Origin of the sequence: Rhodococcus wratislaviensis, assembly GCF_041228765.1 — a bacterium.
Lineage (GTDB): Bacteria > Actinomycetota > Actinomycetes > Mycobacteriales > Mycobacteriaceae > Rhodococcus_F > Rhodococcus_F wratislaviensis.
Window position 1 is genome coordinate 3518367 of sequence record NZ_CP150488.1, and the last position, 18265, is coordinate 3536631.

General features: G+C 66.9%; 17 protein-coding genes, 2 tRNA genes and 1 pseudogene. 13 read left to right on the plus strand and 7 right to left on the minus strand.

The genetic code is table 11. The features are described 5' to 3' along the window. Positions 1-50: 50 nt before the first annotated feature. Entirely contained in the window at positions 51-1286 is a 1236-nt protein-coding gene (locus tag WKC72_RS16090; RefSeq protein WP_037236316.1) for an NAD(P)/FAD-dependent oxidoreductase, read from the minus strand. 100 nt (positions 1287-1386) lie between these two features. Between WKC72_RS16090 and WKC72_RS16095 the strand changes: the two genes are divergently transcribed. After that, entirely contained in the window at positions 1387-2043 is a 657-nt protein-coding gene (locus WKC72_RS16095; protein WP_370183349.1) for a DsbA family protein, read from the plus strand. 18 nt (positions 2044-2061) lie between these two features. Here the strand turns inward: WKC72_RS16095 and WKC72_RS16100 are convergent, their stop codons facing one another. Further along, complete coding sequence (locus tag WKC72_RS16100; RefSeq protein WP_370183352.1) at positions 2062-3036, minus strand: M48 family metallopeptidase; 975 nt, start codon at positions 3034-3036, stop codon at positions 2062-2064. Positions 3037-3103: 67 nt separating this feature from the next. Between WKC72_RS16100 and WKC72_RS16105 the strand changes: the two genes are divergently transcribed. Further along, entirely contained in the window at positions 3104-3577 is a 474-nt protein-coding gene (locus tag WKC72_RS16105) for a ribose-5-phosphate isomerase (protein WP_012688320.1), read from the plus strand. A gap of 6 nt (positions 3578-3583) precedes the next feature. Beyond that, positions 3584-4381 carry an Fpg/Nei family DNA glycosylase gene (locus WKC72_RS16110; RefSeq protein ID WP_370183353.1) on the plus strand — a complete coding sequence of 266 codons (798 nt, stop codon included), beginning with the start codon at positions 3584-3586 and terminating at the stop codon, positions 4379-4381. 7 nt (positions 4382-4388) lie between these two features. Here WKC72_RS16110 and WKC72_RS16115 read toward each other — a convergent pair whose 3' ends face one another. Both WKC72_RS16115 and WKC72_RS16120 read right to left on the minus strand, forming a co-directional pair. Then, positions 4389-5207 (minus strand): DUF1542 domain-containing protein, encoded by an 819-nt coding sequence (locus tag WKC72_RS16115; RefSeq protein ID WP_268790050.1) that lies wholly within the window; start codon positions 5205-5207, stop codon positions 4389-4391. A gap of 254 nt (positions 5208-5461) precedes the next feature. After that, positions 5462-5535, minus strand: a tRNA-Gly gene (locus WKC72_RS16120). 139 nt (positions 5536-5674) lie between these two features. Between WKC72_RS16120 and WKC72_RS16125 the strand changes: the two genes are divergently transcribed. The 8 genes from WKC72_RS16125 (at position 5675) to WKC72_RS16160 (ending at position 13683) form a co-directional block, all read left to right on the plus strand. Next, a tRNA-Pro gene (locus WKC72_RS16125) sits at positions 5675-5751 on the plus strand. 60 nt (positions 5752-5811) lie between these two features. Beyond that, on the plus strand, positions 5812-7206 hold the full coding sequence (tig, locus tag WKC72_RS16130) for a trigger factor (RefSeq protein ID WP_037236304.1): 1395 nt from the start codon (positions 5812-5814) through the stop codon (positions 7204-7206). Positions 7207-7390: 184 nt separating this feature from the next. Next, positions 7391-7978, plus strand: a complete 588-nt coding sequence (locus WKC72_RS16135) for an ATP-dependent Clp protease proteolytic subunit (protein WP_037236301.1) — start codon at positions 7391-7393, stop codon at positions 7976-7978. 48 nt (positions 7979-8026) lie between these two features. After that, positions 8027-8689 (plus strand): ATP-dependent Clp protease proteolytic subunit, encoded by a 663-nt coding sequence (locus WKC72_RS16140; RefSeq protein WP_037236299.1) that lies wholly within the window; start codon positions 8027-8029, stop codon positions 8687-8689. 240 nt (positions 8690-8929) lie between these two features. Continuing rightward, positions 8930-10210: an ATP-dependent Clp protease ATP-binding subunit ClpX gene (gene clpX, locus WKC72_RS16145; RefSeq protein ID WP_005248181.1), complete on the plus strand. Its 1281-nt coding sequence runs from the start codon at positions 8930-8932 to the stop codon at positions 10208-10210. Positions 10211-10278: 68 nt separating this feature from the next. After that, positions 10279-10719, plus strand: a complete 441-nt coding sequence (aroQ, locus tag WKC72_RS16150) for a type II 3-dehydroquinate dehydratase (RefSeq protein ID WP_005248177.1) — start codon at positions 10279-10281, stop codon at positions 10717-10719. A 7-nt stretch (positions 10720-10726) separates the two neighbouring features. Then, a complete protein-coding gene (locus WKC72_RS16155) occupies positions 10727-12661 on the plus strand; it encodes a bifunctional sugar phosphate isomerase/epimerase/4-hydroxyphenylpyruvate dioxygenase family protein (RefSeq protein WP_268790051.1) in 1935 nt (644 codons plus the stop codon). A gap of 248 nt (positions 12662-12909) precedes the next feature. Continuing rightward, complete coding sequence (locus WKC72_RS16160; RefSeq protein ID WP_370183360.1) at positions 12910-13683, plus strand: M23 family metallopeptidase; 774 nt, start codon at positions 12910-12912, stop codon at positions 13681-13683. On the opposite strand, the gene WKC72_RS16165 is transcribed toward WKC72_RS16160, so the two are convergent. Continuing rightward, positions 13680-14589 (minus strand): IS5 family transposase gene (locus WKC72_RS16165; protein WP_268789290.1). Its coding sequence is split into 2 segments (ribosomal slippage): positions 13680-14231 and positions 14233-14589, totalling 909 coding nucleotides; the frame shifts between segments, so codons are not numbered across the junction. The genes WKC72_RS16160 and WKC72_RS16165 overlap by 4 nt on opposite strands. 115 nt (positions 14590-14704) lie before the next feature. Then, a pseudogene (locus WKC72_RS16170) lies at positions 14705-14807 on the minus strand (LacI family transcriptional regulator); the annotation flags it as partial. Between the two features lie 104 nt (positions 14808-14911). On the opposite strand from WKC72_RS16170, the gene WKC72_RS16175 reads away from it, so the two are divergent. Together WKC72_RS16175 and WKC72_RS16180 are read left to right on the plus strand one after the other, a co-directional pair. Continuing rightward, positions 14912-16099 (plus strand): phytanoyl-CoA dioxygenase family protein, encoded by a 1188-nt coding sequence (locus WKC72_RS16175; protein WP_370183361.1) that lies wholly within the window; start codon positions 14912-14914, stop codon positions 16097-16099. 70 nt (positions 16100-16169) lie between these two features. Beyond that, positions 16170-17036 (plus strand): sugar phosphate isomerase/epimerase family protein, encoded by an 867-nt coding sequence (locus WKC72_RS16180; RefSeq protein WP_370183363.1) that lies wholly within the window; start codon positions 16170-16172, stop codon positions 17034-17036. A 42-nt stretch (positions 17037-17078) separates the two neighbouring features. Here the strand turns inward: WKC72_RS16180 and WKC72_RS16185 are convergent, their stop codons facing one another. Beyond that, a complete protein-coding gene (locus tag WKC72_RS16185; protein WP_081792677.1) occupies positions 17079-18131 on the minus strand; it encodes a LacI family DNA-binding transcriptional regulator in 1053 nt (350 codons plus the stop codon). Positions 18132-18265 lie beyond the last annotated feature (134 nt).

An 18265-nucleotide genomic window follows, 5' to 3' on the forward strand; every position in this document is an offset into this window, starting at 1 on the left:
GCGGTGCTCGTACTCGATGCTGCCATCCCATCACGAGTGGGACCGGGGTGTTAACCGGACAGGTCGGTCAACGGCACCGCGGGGTCGGCCAGGCGGTCGGGATCGATCGGGGCGGACGAGGACACCAGTTGCTTGATCTGATCGGTGACATCCCAGATGTTGACGTTCATGCCCGCGAGGACGTGGTTGTCGGCGTCGAGCCAGAAGGCCACGAACTCGCGTGCGGCGAAATCGCCACGTACGACCACCCGGTCGTACGAATCGTGCGGGGCGTACCCCACGTACTCCATGCCCAGATCGAACTGGTCGGTGAAGAAGTAGGGCAGATTCCCGTATTCGGCCGCGTGCCCGAGCATGGTGGCGGCGGCCACGGCCGGCTGGTTGAGCGCGTTCGCCCAGTGCTCGACCCGGATTCGGGTGCCGAGTTGCGGATGCCACTGCGCCGCGATGTCGCCCACCGCGACGACGTCGGGGTCGCTGGTCTGCAACCCGGCGTCGACGAGGATCCCGCCGTCGACGTCGAGCCCGGCCCGTTCCGCGATCTCGATGTTGGGTGCCGCACCGACGGCGACGAGGACGGCGTCGGCGGGCAGGACGGTGCCGTCGCCCAGCCGAACCCCGGTGGCCTTGCCGTCCTCGACGACGATCTCCTCGACCGTGGCGCCGAGATGCAGTTGCACGCCGTGCTCGCGGTGGAGTTCGGCGAAGACCGAGCCGATCTCGGGGCCGAGGGAGCCGAGGAGGGGAACTTCGGCGGCTTCCACCACCGTCACGTCGGCGCCCTTCTCCCGTGCGGAGGCTCCCACCTCGAGGCCGATCCAGCCGGCGCCGATCACCACCAGTCGTCGGCCACCGGCGACCGCGTCGATGAGCTTGTCCGATTCGTCGATGGTGCGGAGGTAGTGGACGCCCTCGGCGTCGGAACCGGAGATCGGTGGGCGGCGTGAGCGTGAACCGGTGGCGAGTGCGAGCTTGTCGTATCCCAGCGTGGACCCGTCCGGCAGCGTCACGGTGTGGGCGGTGAGATCGAGGGCGGTGGCGGTGGTGCCGAGTCGCAGGTCCACGTGATGGTCGCGGTACCAGTCACCGTGGTGGACGGTGAAGTCGCCGAGCGCCTTCTTCCCGGCGAAGTGTTCCTTCGACAGCGGAGGCCGCTCGTAGGGTAGATGTTCCTCTTCCGACAGCAGGACGATCGATCCGTCGAAATCCTTGTCACGCAATGCTTCTGCCGTCTTCGCTCCGGCGAGGCCGCCGCCGACGACGACGAACGTGCGAGTGGAGGACATGTGAGGATGCTCCCTTCCGGTCGACCACTTTCGACCCTACTGCCGCGAGCAGGGTCTCCGGGAAGGATTCCCGGCAGGGAGGTGTTGACTGGACGGGAATGTGTACATCACCGAGAAGGAGCAACACGTGAGTGCTGGGACGAACGCCGGGACCGCAAAGGACGTCGCTGATTTCTGGTTCGACCCACTGTGCCCGTGGTGCTGGATCACCTCGCGATGGATCCTCGAGGCCGCGCAGGTGCGGGACCTGGATGCGAACTTCCACGTGATGAGCCTGGCCGTCCTCAACGAGGGCCGGGATCTGCCGGAGGAATACCGCGAGCTCATGACCAAGGCGTGGGGTCCGGTGCGGGTGCTGATCGCGGCCGCGCAGAAGCACGGCGACGAGATCCTGCTGCCGCTGTACACCGCGATGGGGACGCTCATCCACAACGAGGGCAACAAGGACTTCGGCGACGTGATCGTCAAGTCGCTCGCCGAGGTCGGGCTGCCGGCCGAACTGGCCGAGGCCGCCGAATCGGAGGAGTACGACGCTGCACTGCGTGAGAGTCACGCCGCAGGCATGGACGCCGTGGGACCCGATGTCGGAACCCCGACCATCCACGTCAACGGTGTCGCCTTCTTCGGCCCGGTCCTGTCGCGCATCCCCCGAGGCGAGGACGCGGGCAAGGTGTGGGACGGTGCGGTCGCGCTGGCCGGCTACCCGCACTTCTTCGAGCTCAAGCGCACCCGGACCGAGGATCCTCAGTTCGACTGAGCCCGGTCCCGGGTGCCGTCACCGAGTGACGGGCCCGGCCGGGTCGGCCGCGTACTGCAGTTGCTGCGGCTCGCGGTAGATCTGGCCGGGTTTCACGAACAGGTGACCGTGCCGGGTCCTGTTCCGCAGGGCGGCGGCGCGCCAGGTGAGCACCGGATGTCCCGACAGCAGATTCACGAACCACGGGAAGAATCCGCGTTCGGTGGTGGCCCGGTCGGCGAGTTCGTCGAATCCGACGATGCTCACGAGATACTTGCCGGCACCGAGAACGCCCATCGCGCCGCGGGCGCCCTGCGGCCGGACGCAGTAGCCGTGGTTGTCTGCGGTGTATTCCATCGATCGGAACAGAGCCGACCCGACGACAGGAATGTAGTTGGCGGCGAACTGTCCCAGTTGCCGCCAGTAGGAGGCGTGACCGGCCGCGATGTGACCGACCTCGTGGCCGATGATGAAGGCGAGGGCGTCGGGCTCGCGGGCCTCGCCGCCGATCTCGAACAGATCGCTGTACACGACGACGAAGCGGCGGAAGCCGTGTCCGGACGCGAACGCGTTGATCCGGCCGTTCCCGAGCACGACGTAGGCGTCGGGCGGTTCGGTCATCCCGAACCGTGCGGCCGCTTCGGCCACCATCCGGTACCCGTCGGGGAACTGGGTGGGCGTCATCTTGATCCCGTTCACCTGCTGCGAGCCGTAGAGCTGGCCGCGGCCGACGGCGATGAGGATCGGCGCGACCAGCACGATGAGCACCCACGTGGACACCACGCCCAGGAAGAGCGCCGCGATCGCCGCCACGTAGGCGACGACGGTGAGAACGACGGCCACCACGAGCAGTGGGATCTCCCACGAGTGCCGGGCGGGCCTGTCGTTCGGCATGAGGCCCGGCACGGGGACCGGCGGATTCCATCCCGTCTCGCCGCCCCACCGGTGCTGCGCGGGGGCCGGCCGATGTCCCGGATACGGCTGTCCCCAGTTCTGTCCGTTGTCGGGATACATGCTGATCACGATAAGCGTCCCGGGCCCCTGACACGATTCGCGAGGACGCCTGACAGAATCACCAGTCATGCGCGTATACCTGGGTGCCGACCATGCCGGATTCGAACGTAAGAACGAGATCATCGAACACCTGAAGGCCGCGGGCCACGAGACCGTCGACTGCGGCGCTCACGTCTACGACGCCCTCGACGACTACCCCGCCTTCTGCATCGAGACGGCCCGTCGCGTCGTCGCCGACGAGGGCAGCCTCGGCATCGTGCTGGGCGGCAGCGGCAACGGCGAGCAGATCGCCGCGAACAAGGTGAAGGGTGCGCGATGTGCCCTGGCGTGGAGCGTAGAGACCGCGCAGCTTGCCCGCCAGCACAACAACGCTCAGCTGATCGGCCTCGGCGGGCGCATGCACTCCCTCGAGGAGTCCCTCGCGATCGTGGACGCGTTCCTCGCCGCCGAGTGGTCGAACGAGGAGCGCCACCAGCGCCGCATCGACATCCTGTCCGAGTTCGAGAAGTCCGGCGTGGCCCCGGCCCTGCCCGAGGCCTGATCGTCCTTGCCCGAAGGTCACACTCTGCACCGGCTGGCCCGGCTACACCAACGCCGGTTCGCTGGTTCGCCGGTGCGGGTGCTGAGCCCGCAGGGCAGATTCGCCGAGGACGCGGCGCTCGTCGACGGCCGCGTTCTCGTCAAGTCCGAGGCCTGGGGCAAACACCTGTGGCATCACTACGAGTCCGGACTGGTCGTGCACGTCCACCTGGGGCTGTACGGAGCGTTCACGGAATCGGCCGTTCCCATGGAACCGCCGGTCGGGCAGGTCAGGATGCGGATGGTCGGCTCCGAATTCGGCACCGACCTCCGCGGTCCGACGGCCTGTGAGGTTCTCCATCCACCGCAGGTCGCCGCCATCGAGGCGCGGCTGGGTCCGGACCCGCTCCGCAAGGACGCCGACCCCGACAAGGCGTGGAATCGCATCTCGGCGTCCAAGACGCCGATCGGGGCGCTGCTGATGGATCAGGCCGTGATCGCCGGCATCGGCAACGTGTACCGGGCGGAGGTCCTGTTCCGGCACGCCATCAACCCCGACCGGCCGGGCCGTTCGCTGTCCCGTGACGAATGGGACTCGCTGTGGGCCGACCTCGTCGCCCTGATGAAGGTCGGGGTCCGCCGCGGCAAGATGCACGTCGTCCGTCCCGAGGACGATCACGGTGATCCGGCGTATGCGAAGGACCGCCCGCGGACGTACGTCTACCGGCGGGCGGGGTCACCGTGCCGGATCTGCGGCACCCCGGTGGCCCACTCGGTCATGAAGGGCCGCAACCTCTTCTGGTGCCCGAGCTGCCAGCCCTCCTGACGGCCGGCTAGAAGTCGAACCCGCCACCGAAGTCGAACCCGCCGCCGTCGCCGCCGCCACCGAAGTCGAATCCGCCGCCGTCGCCACCGGCGTCCCCGCCCATGTCGCCGCCGCCGTCGCCGCCTGCGTCACCGCCGTCGCCACCGCCGTCCGCGCCCGCGTCACCGGTGTCCTGGGACGCGTCGCCCGCTCCGCTCTCGAAGCCCTGCGCGTCGTACCCCACTCCGGACATCCCGGAGAACATCGCCGAGAACAGGAACATCGAACCGAGGCCCCACGCGCCTGCCACGAGGGCGGGCTTCCACCACGGCTCCGAGTACCAGCCGGCGGGAACCGGGCGTCCCGCGACACGGCCGCCGGGGTAGTAGTTCGGTGTCTTCGACGACGGGTTCGGCGACGCCGCGACCTGCCGCCCCTCGAACTCGACCTCGCGGTCCTCGGTGACCGCTCCCGCGGACTTCTGGCCGTCGATCGACGGAATCTCCGGGCCGGGGTCCATGCCCATGGCCGTCCGGGCGGCGCGGATGTAGTAGAGGCCCTCCAGTGCCGTCTGCTTGGCGAGGCGTGCCTGGACGGGCGTCGTGGCCTGATCGATCTGGGAGCCGGCAGCGGTGTACCGCTCGGACGCGTCGGCGAGTGCCTGCTGCGAGGCGGTGTCGGATCCGGTGAGGCTGTACACCTGTCCGCCGAGCCGTTCGATGGCCTGTCGAGCGTCCGCCTTGGCGTCCTCGAGCTGGTTCGCGGTCTGCCCGGCGCGGTTGTTGCGGCTCCTCACCACCAGGAAGGCGACCGCCGCCACGATCACGAGAATGAGTAGCAGTTCCACGGTGGGCCTCCGGAGTTCTCGCGGACCGCCGGCTGCGGGGGCCCAGCATCCACGAGTAGGGGACAAATCGGACATCTCCCAGAGTACTGACCGAAATCGTGGTTACGCGCTCGGCGAACGGGGGAGTGGTCCGATGGACGGCGAGTGGGGCCGCGTCCGTCATTCATGTGACGCATGTCATAGCGGAGGTGGTCTCCGTGGGCGCCCCCGGACATGAAAAAAGGAGCGTTCCCTGGGGTGGGAACGCTCCTGTGTGGAGGGGATGACGGGAATCGAACCCGCGTAATCAGTTTGGAAGACTGAGGCTCTACCATTGAGCTACATCCCCGTGCATACGACAACCTGGGATCGCCATGCATGTCGTCTGCGATGAGTGACTGTACCCAACCTCGCTTTGGATTTCATAATCGGGGGGCCGTAGGATTCTTCCTCGGGTCCTCGCGAGGTTGGCGAGAGCCGACGTCGACCGGGGTGTAGCGCAGCTTGGTAGCGCATCCGCTTTGGGAGCGGAGGGTCGCAGGTTCAAATCCTGTCACCCCGACCAGAACCACAGGGCAGGCAACTGCCGCACAGAAAAAGCACGACCACACGAAGGAGCCAGTCCGTGAAGAGCACCGTCGAGCAGCTCAGCCCGACGCGAGTCCGTATCAACGTTGAGGTGCCCTTCGAGGAGCTCAAGCCTGATTTCGACAAGGCCTACAAGGCCCTCGCGCAACAGATCCGTCTCCCCGGCTTCCGTCCGGGCAAGGCACCGGCCAAGTTGCTCGAAGCCCGTGTCGGTCGTGGCGCAGTCCTGGAGCAGGTCGTCAACGACGCACTCCCGTCCCGCTACTCCGAGGCTGTCACCAGCGCCTCGGTGAAGGCGATCGGTCAGCCCGAGATCGAGATCACGAAGATCGAGGACGGCGAGCTCCTCGAGTTCACCGCCGAGGTCGACGTCCGCCCCGAGATCACGCTGCCCGACTACAGCGAACTGAGCGTCACCGTCGATCCGATCGAGATCACCGACGACGCCGTCGAGGAGCAGCTGCTGTCGCTGCGTCAGCGCTTCGGCACCCTCACCGGTGTCGAGCGTGCGGTCGAGGACGGAGACTTCATCTCCATCGACCTGTCGGCCACCGTCGACGGTGAGGCCGTTCCCGAGGCCACCGCGAGCGGTCTGTCGCACGAGGTCGGTTCGGGTCAGCTCATCGAGGGCCTCGACGAGGCCGTCGTCGGCGTCAAGGCCGGCGAGTCCAAGGAGTTCACCTCGACGCTCGTCGCCGGTGACCACGCGGGCAAGGAAGCCGTCGTCACCGTCACCGTCGGCACCGTCAAGGAGCGCGAGCTGCCTGCCGAGGACGACGAGTTCGCTCAGCTGGCAAGCGAGTTCGACACCCTCGACGAGCTGAAGGCCGACCTGCGTGAGCGCGTCGGACGCGTTCGCAAGGTCGAGCAGGCCGGTCAGATCCGCGACAAGGTCCTCGAGACCCTCCTCGAGACCGTCGAGGTCCCGCTGCCCGAGGCCGTCGTCAAGGCCGAGGTCGACGCTGCACTGCACGACGCCGTGCACGGTCTCGACCACGACGAGGAAGCGCTGAACAAGCTCCTCGAGGAGCAGGGCACCAGCCGCGAAGAGTTCGACAAGGACGCCAAGGAGAGCGCCGAGCGCTCGGTGAAGACGCAGCTGCTGCTGGACGCCATCGCCGACGCTTCCGACGTCACCGTCGGCCAGGACGAGCTCACCGAGCGCATCCTGTTCCAGGCGCAGCGCTACGGCATGGCGCCCGAGCAGTTCATCCAGCAGATCCAGCAGGCCGGTCAGCTCGGCGCCGTCTTCGCGGACGTGCGGCGCGGCAAGGCTCTCGCCGGTGTCGTCGAGCAGGCCACCGTCACCGACACCTCGGGTGCCGCGGTCGACACCGCCGAACTGTTCGGCAACGGTGAGGCCGAGACCGAGGAGGCTGCGTCAACGGACGAGGCTGCGTCGGATTCCGCCGAGGGCGAAGACCAGAAGTAATGCTGGTCGCGGGATGTTTTTCTCGCGTTCGGCTGTGAGTTGTTTTCCGCTTTGAGCGAAGTAGGGCGGCACCGGGACTCCGGTGCCGCCCTCCTTCGTTAGTGTCTGTGTCAGCAATCAACGATTTACGGAGAAGGCAGGTACCGTGACTTCCAATCACCTGGAGACTTTGCAGAGTCCCGCCATGACTTCAGCCACCGCTGGGTTGAACCTCAGCGACTCGGTGTACGAACGCCTGCTGCGCGAGCGCATCATCTTCCTCGGTACCCAGGTCGACGACGACATCGCGAACAAGCTGTGCGCTCAGATCCTGCTGCTGTCGGCAGAGGATCCCGGCCGGGACATCTCCCTCTACATCAACTCGCCCGGCGGCTCGGTCAGCGCCGGCATGGCAATCTTCGACACGATGCAGTTCGCCGAGTGCGACGTCGCGACGTTCGGAATGGGTCTGGCCGCATCGATGGGCCAGTTCCTGCTCTCCGCCGGGGCCAAGGGCAAGCGTTACGCGCTCCCGCACGCGCGGATCATGATGCACCAGCCGTCCGCCGGAATCGGTGGTACCGCCAGTGACATCGCGATCATGGCCGAGCAGTTCGCGCACACGAAGCGCGAAATGGCGGAGCTGATCGCCGAGCACACCGGTCAGACGGTCGAGCAGATCACCGCCGATTCGGATCGCGACCGCTGGTTCACCGCACAGCAGGCTCTCGAATACGGTTTCGTCGACCACGTCGTCTCCCGCGCGGCGCAGGCGGGCGGGACCGGGCAGTAGCAGCCCGGCTTCCTCACTGACCGCTCCCACAAATCCCTTGGAGAACTGATGACCAACCTGTTCGATCCCCGCAGCCTGGGAGGCCAGGCGCCCGCAGGCCCCCAGTCGCGTTACATCCTGCCGTCGTTCATCGAGCACTCGAGCTACGGCGTGAAGGAGTCCAACCCGTACAACAAGCTGTTCGAGGAGCGCATCATCTTCCTCGGCGTGCAGGTGGACGACGCGTCGGCCAACGACGTGATGGCCCAGCTGCTCGTTCTCGAGTCGCTGGACCCCGATCGCGACATCACCATGTACATCAACTCGCCCGGTGGCTCGTTCACCTCGCTGATGGCGATCTACGACACCATGCAGTACGTGCGCGCCGACATCACGACGGTGTGCCTCGGCCAGGCGGCCTCGGCTGCGGCGGTGCTGCTGGCGGCCGGTAGCCCGGGCAAGCGTCTCGCCCTGCCGAACGCTCGTGTCCTCATCCACCAGCCCGCGACCGGCGGCATCCAGGGTCAGGTCTCCGACCTCGAGATCCAGGCCGCCGAGATCGAGCGGATGCGTCGCCTGATGGAGACCACCCTCGCGAAGCACACCGGCAAGGACGCCGACGTGATCCGCAAGGACACCGATCGCGACAAGATCCTCACGGCCGCCGAGGCCAAGGAATACGGAATCATCGACGACGTGCTCGAGTACCGCAAACTCAGCGCCCAGAAGTGATTTCCTGCCGCCCCGGCTCGGGCGACACGCCGTGACGGCGTGGTTGCCGCGAGCCGGGTGCGGGATCGGCAAGGCTGGCTTTCCCGGAAGATCGGTGCGCGAATCACCGACAACCAGTCGACCTCGCTCGCGATCTGCGGGTACGGTCACATAACGGGCTTTCGTTTTCGGTCGGTGCGCGCACGGCGTGGGATCGGTTCGATGGTTGCACGTAGACGAAGGAAGTAGGGACCTGACGAGATGGCACGCATCGGTGACGGCGGGGATCTGCTCAAGTGCTCTTTCTGCGGTAAGAGCCAGAAGCAGGTCAAGAAGCTCATTGCTGGGCCTGGGGTGTACATCTGCGACGAGTGCATCGACCTGTGCAACGAGATCATCGAAGAGGAGCTGGCCGAGTCCAGCGAGGTGAAGCTCGACGAGCTGCCGAAGCCGGCCGAGATCCGGGATTTCCTCGAGAACTACGTGATCGGCCAGGATGCCGCCAAGCGGACTCTCGCCGTTGCGGTCTACAACCACTACAAGCGCATCCAGGCCGGCGACAAGGGTCGTGACGCGCGCGGCGAGACGGTCGAGCTGGCGAAGTCGAACATTCTCATGCTCGGCCCCACGGGCTGCGGCAAGACGTATCTGGCTCAGACGCTGGCGAAGATGCTCAACGTTCCCTTCGCGATCGCCGATGCGACGGCGCTCACCGAAGCCGGCTACGTCGGTGAGGATGTCGAGAACATCCTCCTCAAGCTGATCCAGGCCGCCGATTACGACGTCAAGCGCGCCGAGACCGGCATCATCTACATCGACGAGGTCGACAAGATCGCCCGCAAGAGCGAGAACCCGTCGATCACGCGGGACGTGTCCGGCGAGGGTGTGCAGCAGGCTTTGCTGAAGATCCTCGAGGGCACGCAGGCCAGCGTGCCGCCGCAGGGTGGTCGCAAGCACCCGCATCAGGAGTTCATCCAGATCGACACGACGAACGTCCTGTTCATCGTGGCAGGCGCGTTCGCCGGCCTCGAGCGGATCGTGTCCGATCGCGTGGGCAAGCGCGGCATCGGTTTCGGTGCCGAGGTGCGGTCCAAGGCGGAGATCGACACGCAGGACCATTTCGCCGAGGTCATGCCGGAAGACCTGATCAAGTTCGGGCTCATCCCCGAGTTCATCGGCCGTCTTCCCGTCGTGGCGTCGGTGACGAACCTCGACAAGGAATCGCTCGTCCAGATCCTGTCCGAGCCGAAGAACGCGCTGGTCAAGCAGTACAACCGGTTGTTCGACATGGACGGCGTGGAGTTGGAGTTCACCACGGACGCGCTCGAGGCCATCGCCGACCAGGCGATCCTCCGCGGTACCGGTGCTCGTGGACTGCGCGCCATCATGGAGGAAGTCCTCCTCCCGGTCATGTACGACATTCCGAGCCGTGACGACGTCGAGAAGGTCGTGGTCAGCGCCGAGACGGTCAACGACAACGTGCTTCCCACCATCGTTCCGCGCAAGCCGGAGCGGGGAGAACGCCGAGACAAGTCCGCCTAGGCGGGAGCGCGCTGTATCCTGGGTGCGAACTAACTCACTAGTTCGTACAAATGGAGGTAATGCGCGCGATGACCGCTCCCGGACCGATCTTTGTTCTCAACGGCCCCAACCTGAACCTGCTGGGTCAACGGCAGCCCGAGGTGTACGGGCGGGAGACACTCGACGACGTCGTGGAGTTGTGCCGCACGGCCGCCGCGAAGGCCGGACGTGAGATCGTCGCGCGGCAGTCCAATCACGAAGGCCATCTGATCGACTGGGTGCACGAGGCCCGGACCACGGCGTCGGGCGTCGTGATCAACCCCGGTGGTTTCACGCATACGTCGGTGGCGCTGCGCGACGCCCTGGTGACGCTCGAGGTGCCCCTCGTCGAGGTGCACATCAGCAACGTCCACGCCCGCGAGGAATTCCGGCACCACTCGTACGTGTCCGGAGTCGCGACCGGTGTGATCGCCGGACTCGGCATCCTCGGCTATGCGCTGGCCGTCGACTTCATCTGCAACAAGGGCTGACGCCGTCATGGGACGACAGGTTCGTACGAGCGTTGCCACCGTGTCCCTGAGCGGATCGCTGGAGGAGAAGGTCACCGCGATCGCGGCAGCCGGGTTCGACGGGTTCGAGGTGTTCGAACCCGATTTCGTGAGCTCGCCGTGGTCGCCGCGTGAGCTGGCTTCCCGCGCAGCGGATCTCGGACTCACTCTCGATCTGTATCAGCCGTTCCGCGATCTGGATTCCGTGGACGACACGACATTCGCGCGTAACCTGATCCGAGCCGAGCGCAAGTTCGACATCATGGAGCAGCTCGGCTGCGACACCCTGCTGGTGTGCTCCTCGCCGTTGCCCGAGGCGGTGCGGGACGACGCCCGCCTGACCGAGCAACTCCACACTCTCGCCGAGCGGGCGCACAGCCGGGGACTCCGCATCGCCTACGAGGCGCTGGCGTGGGGGACGCACGTCAACACGTACCGGCACGCGTGGAAGATCGTGCAGGACGCCGACCATCCTGCCCTCGGCACCTGCCTCGACAGCTTCCACATCCTCTCCCGCGGCGACGACCCGTCCGGCATCCGCGACATCCCGGGGGAGAAGATCTTCTTCCTCCAACTCGCCGACGCGCCCCGCATGTCGATGGACATCCTGCAGTGGAGCAGGCACCACCGGAACTTCCCGGGCCAGGGAAACTTCGATCTCGCGACGTTCGGCGCGCACGTCCAGGCGGCCGGATACACCGGACCGTGGTCGCTCGAGATCTTCAACGACACGTTCCGGCAGTCGTCCACGGGCCGCACGGCCGCCGACGCTCACCGCTCGCTGCTCTACCTCCAGGAGGAGGTCGCACGCGTGCAGGCCGAGCACGGCGAGGACACCGGACGCGGTCTGGCCCTGTTCGAGCCGCCGCCGCGCGCACCCCTCGAAGGAATCGTGTCGCTGCGGCTCGCGGCCGGTCCCGGCAAGGATTCCGACCTTCGACAGGCGCTGCAGCACATCGGATTCCGTCTGGTGGGCCGGCACCGCAGCCACGACCTCCAGTTGTGGCGGCACGGCCGGATGACCATCGTGGTCGACGCTACCGCGGGCACTGTGTGGACCGCTCCGGGTCTTCCGGCGCACCTGCCGGTGCTCACCCAGATCGGTATCCGGTCGAGCGATCCCGACGCCTGGGGTGAGCGGGCTGCGGCGCTCGAGGTCCCGGTGCACGAGGTCCTGTTGCCCGGTGTCGACACGGCCCCCGAATCGGATGTGGTGCGTCTGAAGATCACCGATGCGACGTCGCTGGATCTGCGCGGTCCGGGCAGTGCCGCGTCGTGGCAGTCGGCGTTCGATCTGTATCCGACGGAGTCGCGCTGGCAGGACGAGGTGCCCGTGTTCACCGGGGTCGATCACGTGGCGCTCGCCGTGCCGTCCGACAACTGGGACGGCATCATGCTGCTGCTCCGTTCGGTGTTCGCGATGGCGCCGCACGAGGGCCTCGACGTCACCGACGCGGTCGGAATGATGCGCAGTCAGGCGCTGACGATGGACCAGACGGGTGCCGACGGCATCGACCGTCCGTTGCGTATTTCCCTGAACATGGTTCCGGGTGCGGTGTCGGGCAACTCCCACATCGCCGCGGCCCGGCGCGGCGGCATCAGCCACGTCGCGTTCTCGTGCACGGACATTTTCACCGCCGCCGCGACCATGCAGTCCAATGGGTTCGAGCCCCTCGTGATCTCGCCGAACTATTACGACGACCTCGAGGCCCGCTTCGGGCTCTCCCGCGAACTCCTGGACCGGATGAGCGGGTCGGGCATCATGTACGACCGCGATGCCCATGGCGAGTTCTTCCACCTGTTCACCCAGACGGTGGGCGCCGACCTCTTCTTCGAGGTGGTGCAACGCGTCGGCGGTTACGAGGGATACGGCGACGCGAACTCTGCGATGCGTCTGGCAGCCCAGTTGCGGGCAGCCGGCTGAAAGGTCACGGCGCCCGCGGTCACGACCCCGGGCGCCGTGACGTCGGCCACTTCTGGAGCGTGACCCCTGTCGTCGATGTGCGCTCATGGGGTGCATGTGACTGGAGAGGTCGAGAAATGTCGGAATTGCCGACAGTCTGACCCGGGTGTGTCAATGCGACTCGCCGGTTTGTTCCGGATGCGTACTAACCTGTGTCGAAACCGTGACCGTTTCGTTATCGATCACGAACTCGACAGAGGAATGTGGTTTTGGCTCTACACCCGAACACCGTCTCGCAAGCCCGGCGCGCCCGGCGCCTCCGTTCGACGAAGATCTCCCGCAGGCGGGTCGTCGCGACCTCGCTGGCGGCCGCTGCTCTTCTCGCCTCCGGGGGCATCGCCTCCGCGGCCACCGGTGAGGTCGCGCAGGCGTCGACCGAGACGGGCGTGTCACTCTCGACGCCGCCCCAGTTCCTGCAGGTCACGCGCCCGGTACCCGTCGACTACACCGAGCAACTCCAGCGCGCCGCCGAGCGCGAGATTCAGCGGGTGGCGTTCGAGAAGGCCGAGGTCGAACGGCTGGTTCGCGAGGCCGCCGAACAGGCTGCACGCAAGGCTGCGGCCGAGGAAGCGGCACGTCGACCCGCCGTCCTGGTCCCGGCCGACGGCACCTTCACCTCGGGCTTCGGTCCGCGTTGGGGCACCAACCACAACGGCATCGACATCGCCAACTCCATCGGCACCCCGATCAAGGCTGTCACCAACGGCACCGTGATCGAGACCGGTCCGGCCTCGGGATTCGGGCTGTGGGTCCGCATCCAGCAGGACGACGGCACCACCGGCGTGTACGGCCACATCGACACGTCACTGGTGTCGGTCGGGCAGCAGGTCCGGGCCGGCGACCAGATCGCCACCATGGGCAACCGGGGTCAGTCGACCGGACCGCACCTGCACTACGAGGTGTGGGCGGTCAACGGAACCAAGATGGATCCGGCGGGCTGGTTCCAATCGCGCGGAGTGCCCGTCCCCCAGGGGCAGGGCTAGGGCATGTCTCCCAATAACTTGAGCCACTCGACGATGCCGGCGAGCAGGAATCCGGCGCGGTAGGTGAGGGCGAGTTTGTCGTAGCGAGTGGCCACCGCACGCCACTGTTTCGCCTTGTTGAAGGCCCGTTCGACCACGTTGCGCCCCTTGTAGGACTCCGGGTCGAAGTTCGGTGGCCGCCCGCCTGCGCGGCCCTTGTTCACCCGGTTCGCTGCCTGATCGGTCTTCTCGGGGATCACCGCCTTGATGCCTCTGCTGCGCAGCAGTTCCCGGTTTGCCCGTGATGAGTACGCCTTGTCGGCCCGGACCTCGACGGGGCGCGTGCGGTGCGCTCCGCCCGCGAGCCGCGGCACGCAGATGCCCTCCAGCACGTGGGCGAACATCGGACTGTCACCGGCTTGGCCTGGGCCGACCAGCACCGACAGCGGGCGCCCGTGACCGTCGCACGCCAGGTGCGCCTTGCTGGTCAACCCGCCCCTCGACCGGCCGATGCCGTGATCGGCAGGCTCGTCACGCAGGTTCGTGTAATTCGGTAGATCCCCCTGTGTGGCGGGCGGCGTTCGCACCGTGCTGATGGACACGGACCACTGTGGAATCGACCGATACCGCCCAGTCCAGGTTCCCGCCGGCGTCGGCCATCGCGACCAGAGCCGTCAGCACCCGATCCCAGGTTCCGTCTCCGGCGTATCGGCGATGTCGCTTCCACACCGTCTTCCACGGCCCGAAATGCGACGGGAGATCTCGCCAGGGCAACCCGGTCCGCAGTCGATACAGCATCCCCTCGACCACCACACGATTGTTCCGGAACTTCCGCCCCCGGAGCCCATCGGAACTGGGCAACAGCAGCGCGAGCAACTCCCACTGCTTGTCCGTCAACACCTCAAACCGATCAACAACGTCTGCCACACCGAAGAGTCTGCAGCACAACACCACAAATCATTGGGAGACACACCCTAGGCGCATACCCCGGATTCCGTCGAGGATGTCGCCCTCCGCGATGTCGATCGCCGCACGGTCGGTGCCGAACTTCGCAGTGCGGCGCGGAACCCCATCTCCCGTTCCTGCTCGCCGCGGAAGACATTGCTGCTCAGAGTGATCAGGACTGCGGACGGCATGTCGCCGAGCTGGCCTCACGGACCTTGTAGCGGTGCTTCACGGCCGCCTCCTGAGGTGAAAATGATGGATATCTGCTGTTGTTTGCCGCTCACAACACAGCGAGACTATTTCCATGACCATCACGACTCCTCCGCCGACCGGCCGGCGTGAGTGGATCCGCGACTCCGACTGCGACCTCGACGCGTTTCGTGCCTCCGTGGACCGCTCGACGAACCTCGCCGACTACCCGTTCGCTCACTCGGTGGAACAGAACGTCCTGCTGTACCGCAGCGACACGCTGATTCCCCACCTCGACGACGCGCAGTCCCGCCGCGCCGTACAGACCGAACTCGGGCGCGCGCTCACCGACGGTCCCGGAATCGTGGTGTTCCAGAACGCCTTCAGCGATCTCGCGGTCCTGGATCGTGCCACGGAACAGTTCGACGTCCTCATCGCGCAGCAGCACGCGGCGGGTGGTGTGGTGGGTGACCACTTCGGCAAGGCGGGCGCCAACGACCGCATCTGGAACGCCGCGCAGAAGCTGGCTCTCGGCGCCCCGGACGTGTTCGCCGAGTACTACGCCAACGACATTCTCGCGCTGATCTGCCAGAGTTGGCTTGGACCGCTGTATCAGGTGACGTCGCAGGTCAACGTGGTCAACCCCGGTGGTGCCGCGCAGGTGCCGCATCGGGATTACCACCTCGGCATCGTGCCCCGGCACGAGCTGACCGAGTATCCCGCGCACCTGCACCGGATGTCGGGCGCATTGACACTGCAGGGTGCGGTGGCGCACTGCGACATGCCCGTCGAGAGCGGACCCACCCTGTATCTGCCGTACTCGCAACTGTTCGAGGCGGGCTACCTGGCGTTCTCCCGGCCGGAGTTCGTCGAGTTCTTCCGCGACAGTCATGTTCAGCTGCCGCTGCGGAAGGGCGACGCGGTGTTCTTCAACCCAGCCCTCTACCACGGCGCGGGCCACAACCGTTCGGACGCGATCCGGCGGATGGCCAATCTGCTGCAGATCTCGTCGCCGTTCGGCCGGGCGATGGAGGTGCTGGACCGGGAGGCCATGGCGAACGCAGTGTATCCGGCCCTGCTGGCGCTGCAGAGTGCCGGGGCGAGCGAGCGCACCCTCCGCAATGCCGTCGTCGCGACGGCCGAGTGCTACCCGTTCCCGACCAACCTCGACCACGATCAGCCGGTGCACAGTCTCGCGCCGGCCACTCAGGTGGACACGGTGTGGGAAGCGTTGCGGGAGAACGCCGATCCGGCGGTGCTCGCGGAACGTCTGTCCACGCAGACCACCCGGCGGCAGCCGTGAGCGGGATTGCCGAGGCGGCCACACTGCCACTACAACAGCACCGTGCGGTGCGATGGGATGAAACACGACGATGACGATTCGACTTGCAGGCGCGCCCATTTCGTGGGGAGTGTGTGAGGTGGAGGGCTGGGGTCACCAACTCGCCCCCGACCGGGTGCTCACCGAGATGCGTGACGCCGGCCTCGCTGCCACCGAACTCGGTCCGGACGGATTCCTCCCCTCGGATCCGCTCGAGCTGACGGACGCCCTCGCCCGGTACGACCTGACGGCGGTCGGGGGATTCGTCCCGGTGCTGCTCCACGATCCGGATCACGACGCGGTCGCTGCCATCGGCGGGGCGGTCGACTCACTCGTCGTGTCGGGGTCGGAGGTGCTGGTCCTGGCGGCGGTGACGGGATCCGTCGGTTACGATTCGCGACCGGAACTCGACGACTCGGGATGGAAGACGTTGCTACGCAACCTCGACCGCCTGTCGTCGGCCGCTGCCGACCGAGGGATCCGGGCGGTGATCCATCCCCACGTGGGGACCATGATCGAGAACCGCGCCGAGGTGGACCGCATCCTGGACGGCTCGTCGATCCCGCTGTGCCTGGACACCGGACACCTGCTGATCGGCGGCACCGACCCCCTCGACCTCGTCACCACGGCACCCGAGCGGATCGCCCACGCGCACCTGAAGGACGTCGATGCGGCGCTCCTCGGGCGGGTCCGGGCGGGCGAACTCACCTACACCGAGGCCGTCGCACAGGGGATGTACACGCCACTGGGCACCGGAGACGTCGATATCGCCGGGGTGGTCGCGCGGCTGCAGAATCAGGGTTACGACGGCTGGTACGTCCTCGAACAGGACACCATTCTCGCGTTGGAACCGGAGGACGAAGGCCCCGTGCGCGACGTCGTCCGGAGCGTCGAATACCTGAGGAGCATCACGCAGTGAGTCCGTTGCCTCTGCGCTGAATCGGGTGCCGGCGGGATTCGGCTACGACCGGGCCGGACCGGTCGTCCCGCGCACCACCAGGTGGGGGTCGATCACGAAATCCTGCGGGTCGAGGTCTTCGTTCTCGAGGCGGTCGATGGCGAACCTCACGGCGTGCCGCGCCAGACCCTCCGTGTCCTGCCGCACGGTGGTGAGGTCGATCTGCGACAACTGGGCAAGGTGGCTGTCGTCGTACCCGACGATCGAGATGTCGCCGGGCACGTCGACGTGGGCGCGGGTGAACACGTCCATGAGACCGATGGCGCAGCGGTCGTTGCCGGCGAGCACGGCGGTCGGCAGGCGGTCCTCGGCCAGCAGAGTGTTCGCGGCGGCGACACCTGCCTCTTCGCTGTGCTGACCGGGAATGACGCGAATGTGGTCGGAGAGGTGGTGCTTGCGCATCGCCGCGAGGTACGCGCGACGCCGCTCGGGTGACCCCGGGTCCGCGCCGCCGTCGACGTGCACGATCTCACGATGTCCCAGTTCGACGAGGTGGTCGACGGACTGCCGGATGCCCTTGGCGTCCGCGGTCCGCACGGTGTCGACGGCGGTGTGGGGGAGTGCGCGGCCGACGACGGTGACGACGGCACGGTCCGCGAGCGTCCGCAGATAGTCGGCCTCGGACAGCGGACCGAGCAGGATCAGGCCTTCGCACCGGTGGCTGAGAAGCGCTTCGATCGCCTTGTGTTCGTCCCGGGTGGGTGCGCTCGCGGAGAGCAGGACCTCGTATCCGGCGGCCTCGGCCTCCGCGTAGATGGTTCCGATCAGGTCGGCCTGGAAGGTCTGGTGGACGTCGATGAGCACGCCGAGGGTGCGACTGCGCCCACGGGCGAGCATGCGGGCGGCCCGGTCGAGCCGGTAGCCGAGGTCGTCCGCGGCCTGGAGGACGCGTTCCCGCGTCTCGTCGGAGGCGCCGGGTTTGTTGCTGAAGATCAGTGACACGAGGGTGCGCGACACCCCGGCCCGAGCCGCGACATCGGCCATCGTGGGGCGTCGGTGCAGGCCGGCGGGTAGCCGTTCCGCACCGTCGTGCGCGGTGGCTCGGTCGTCGAGCATCTCGATCTCCCTCGGTCGCGTCGTCAGGGACATTTTCACGCATCGCGTCATCTGCCCTTGACACCCTCTGTGATTCACATCATAGTAGGTAACTGAAGCGCGTTAGTGAAGCGCTTCAGTCCAGGAGAGAACGC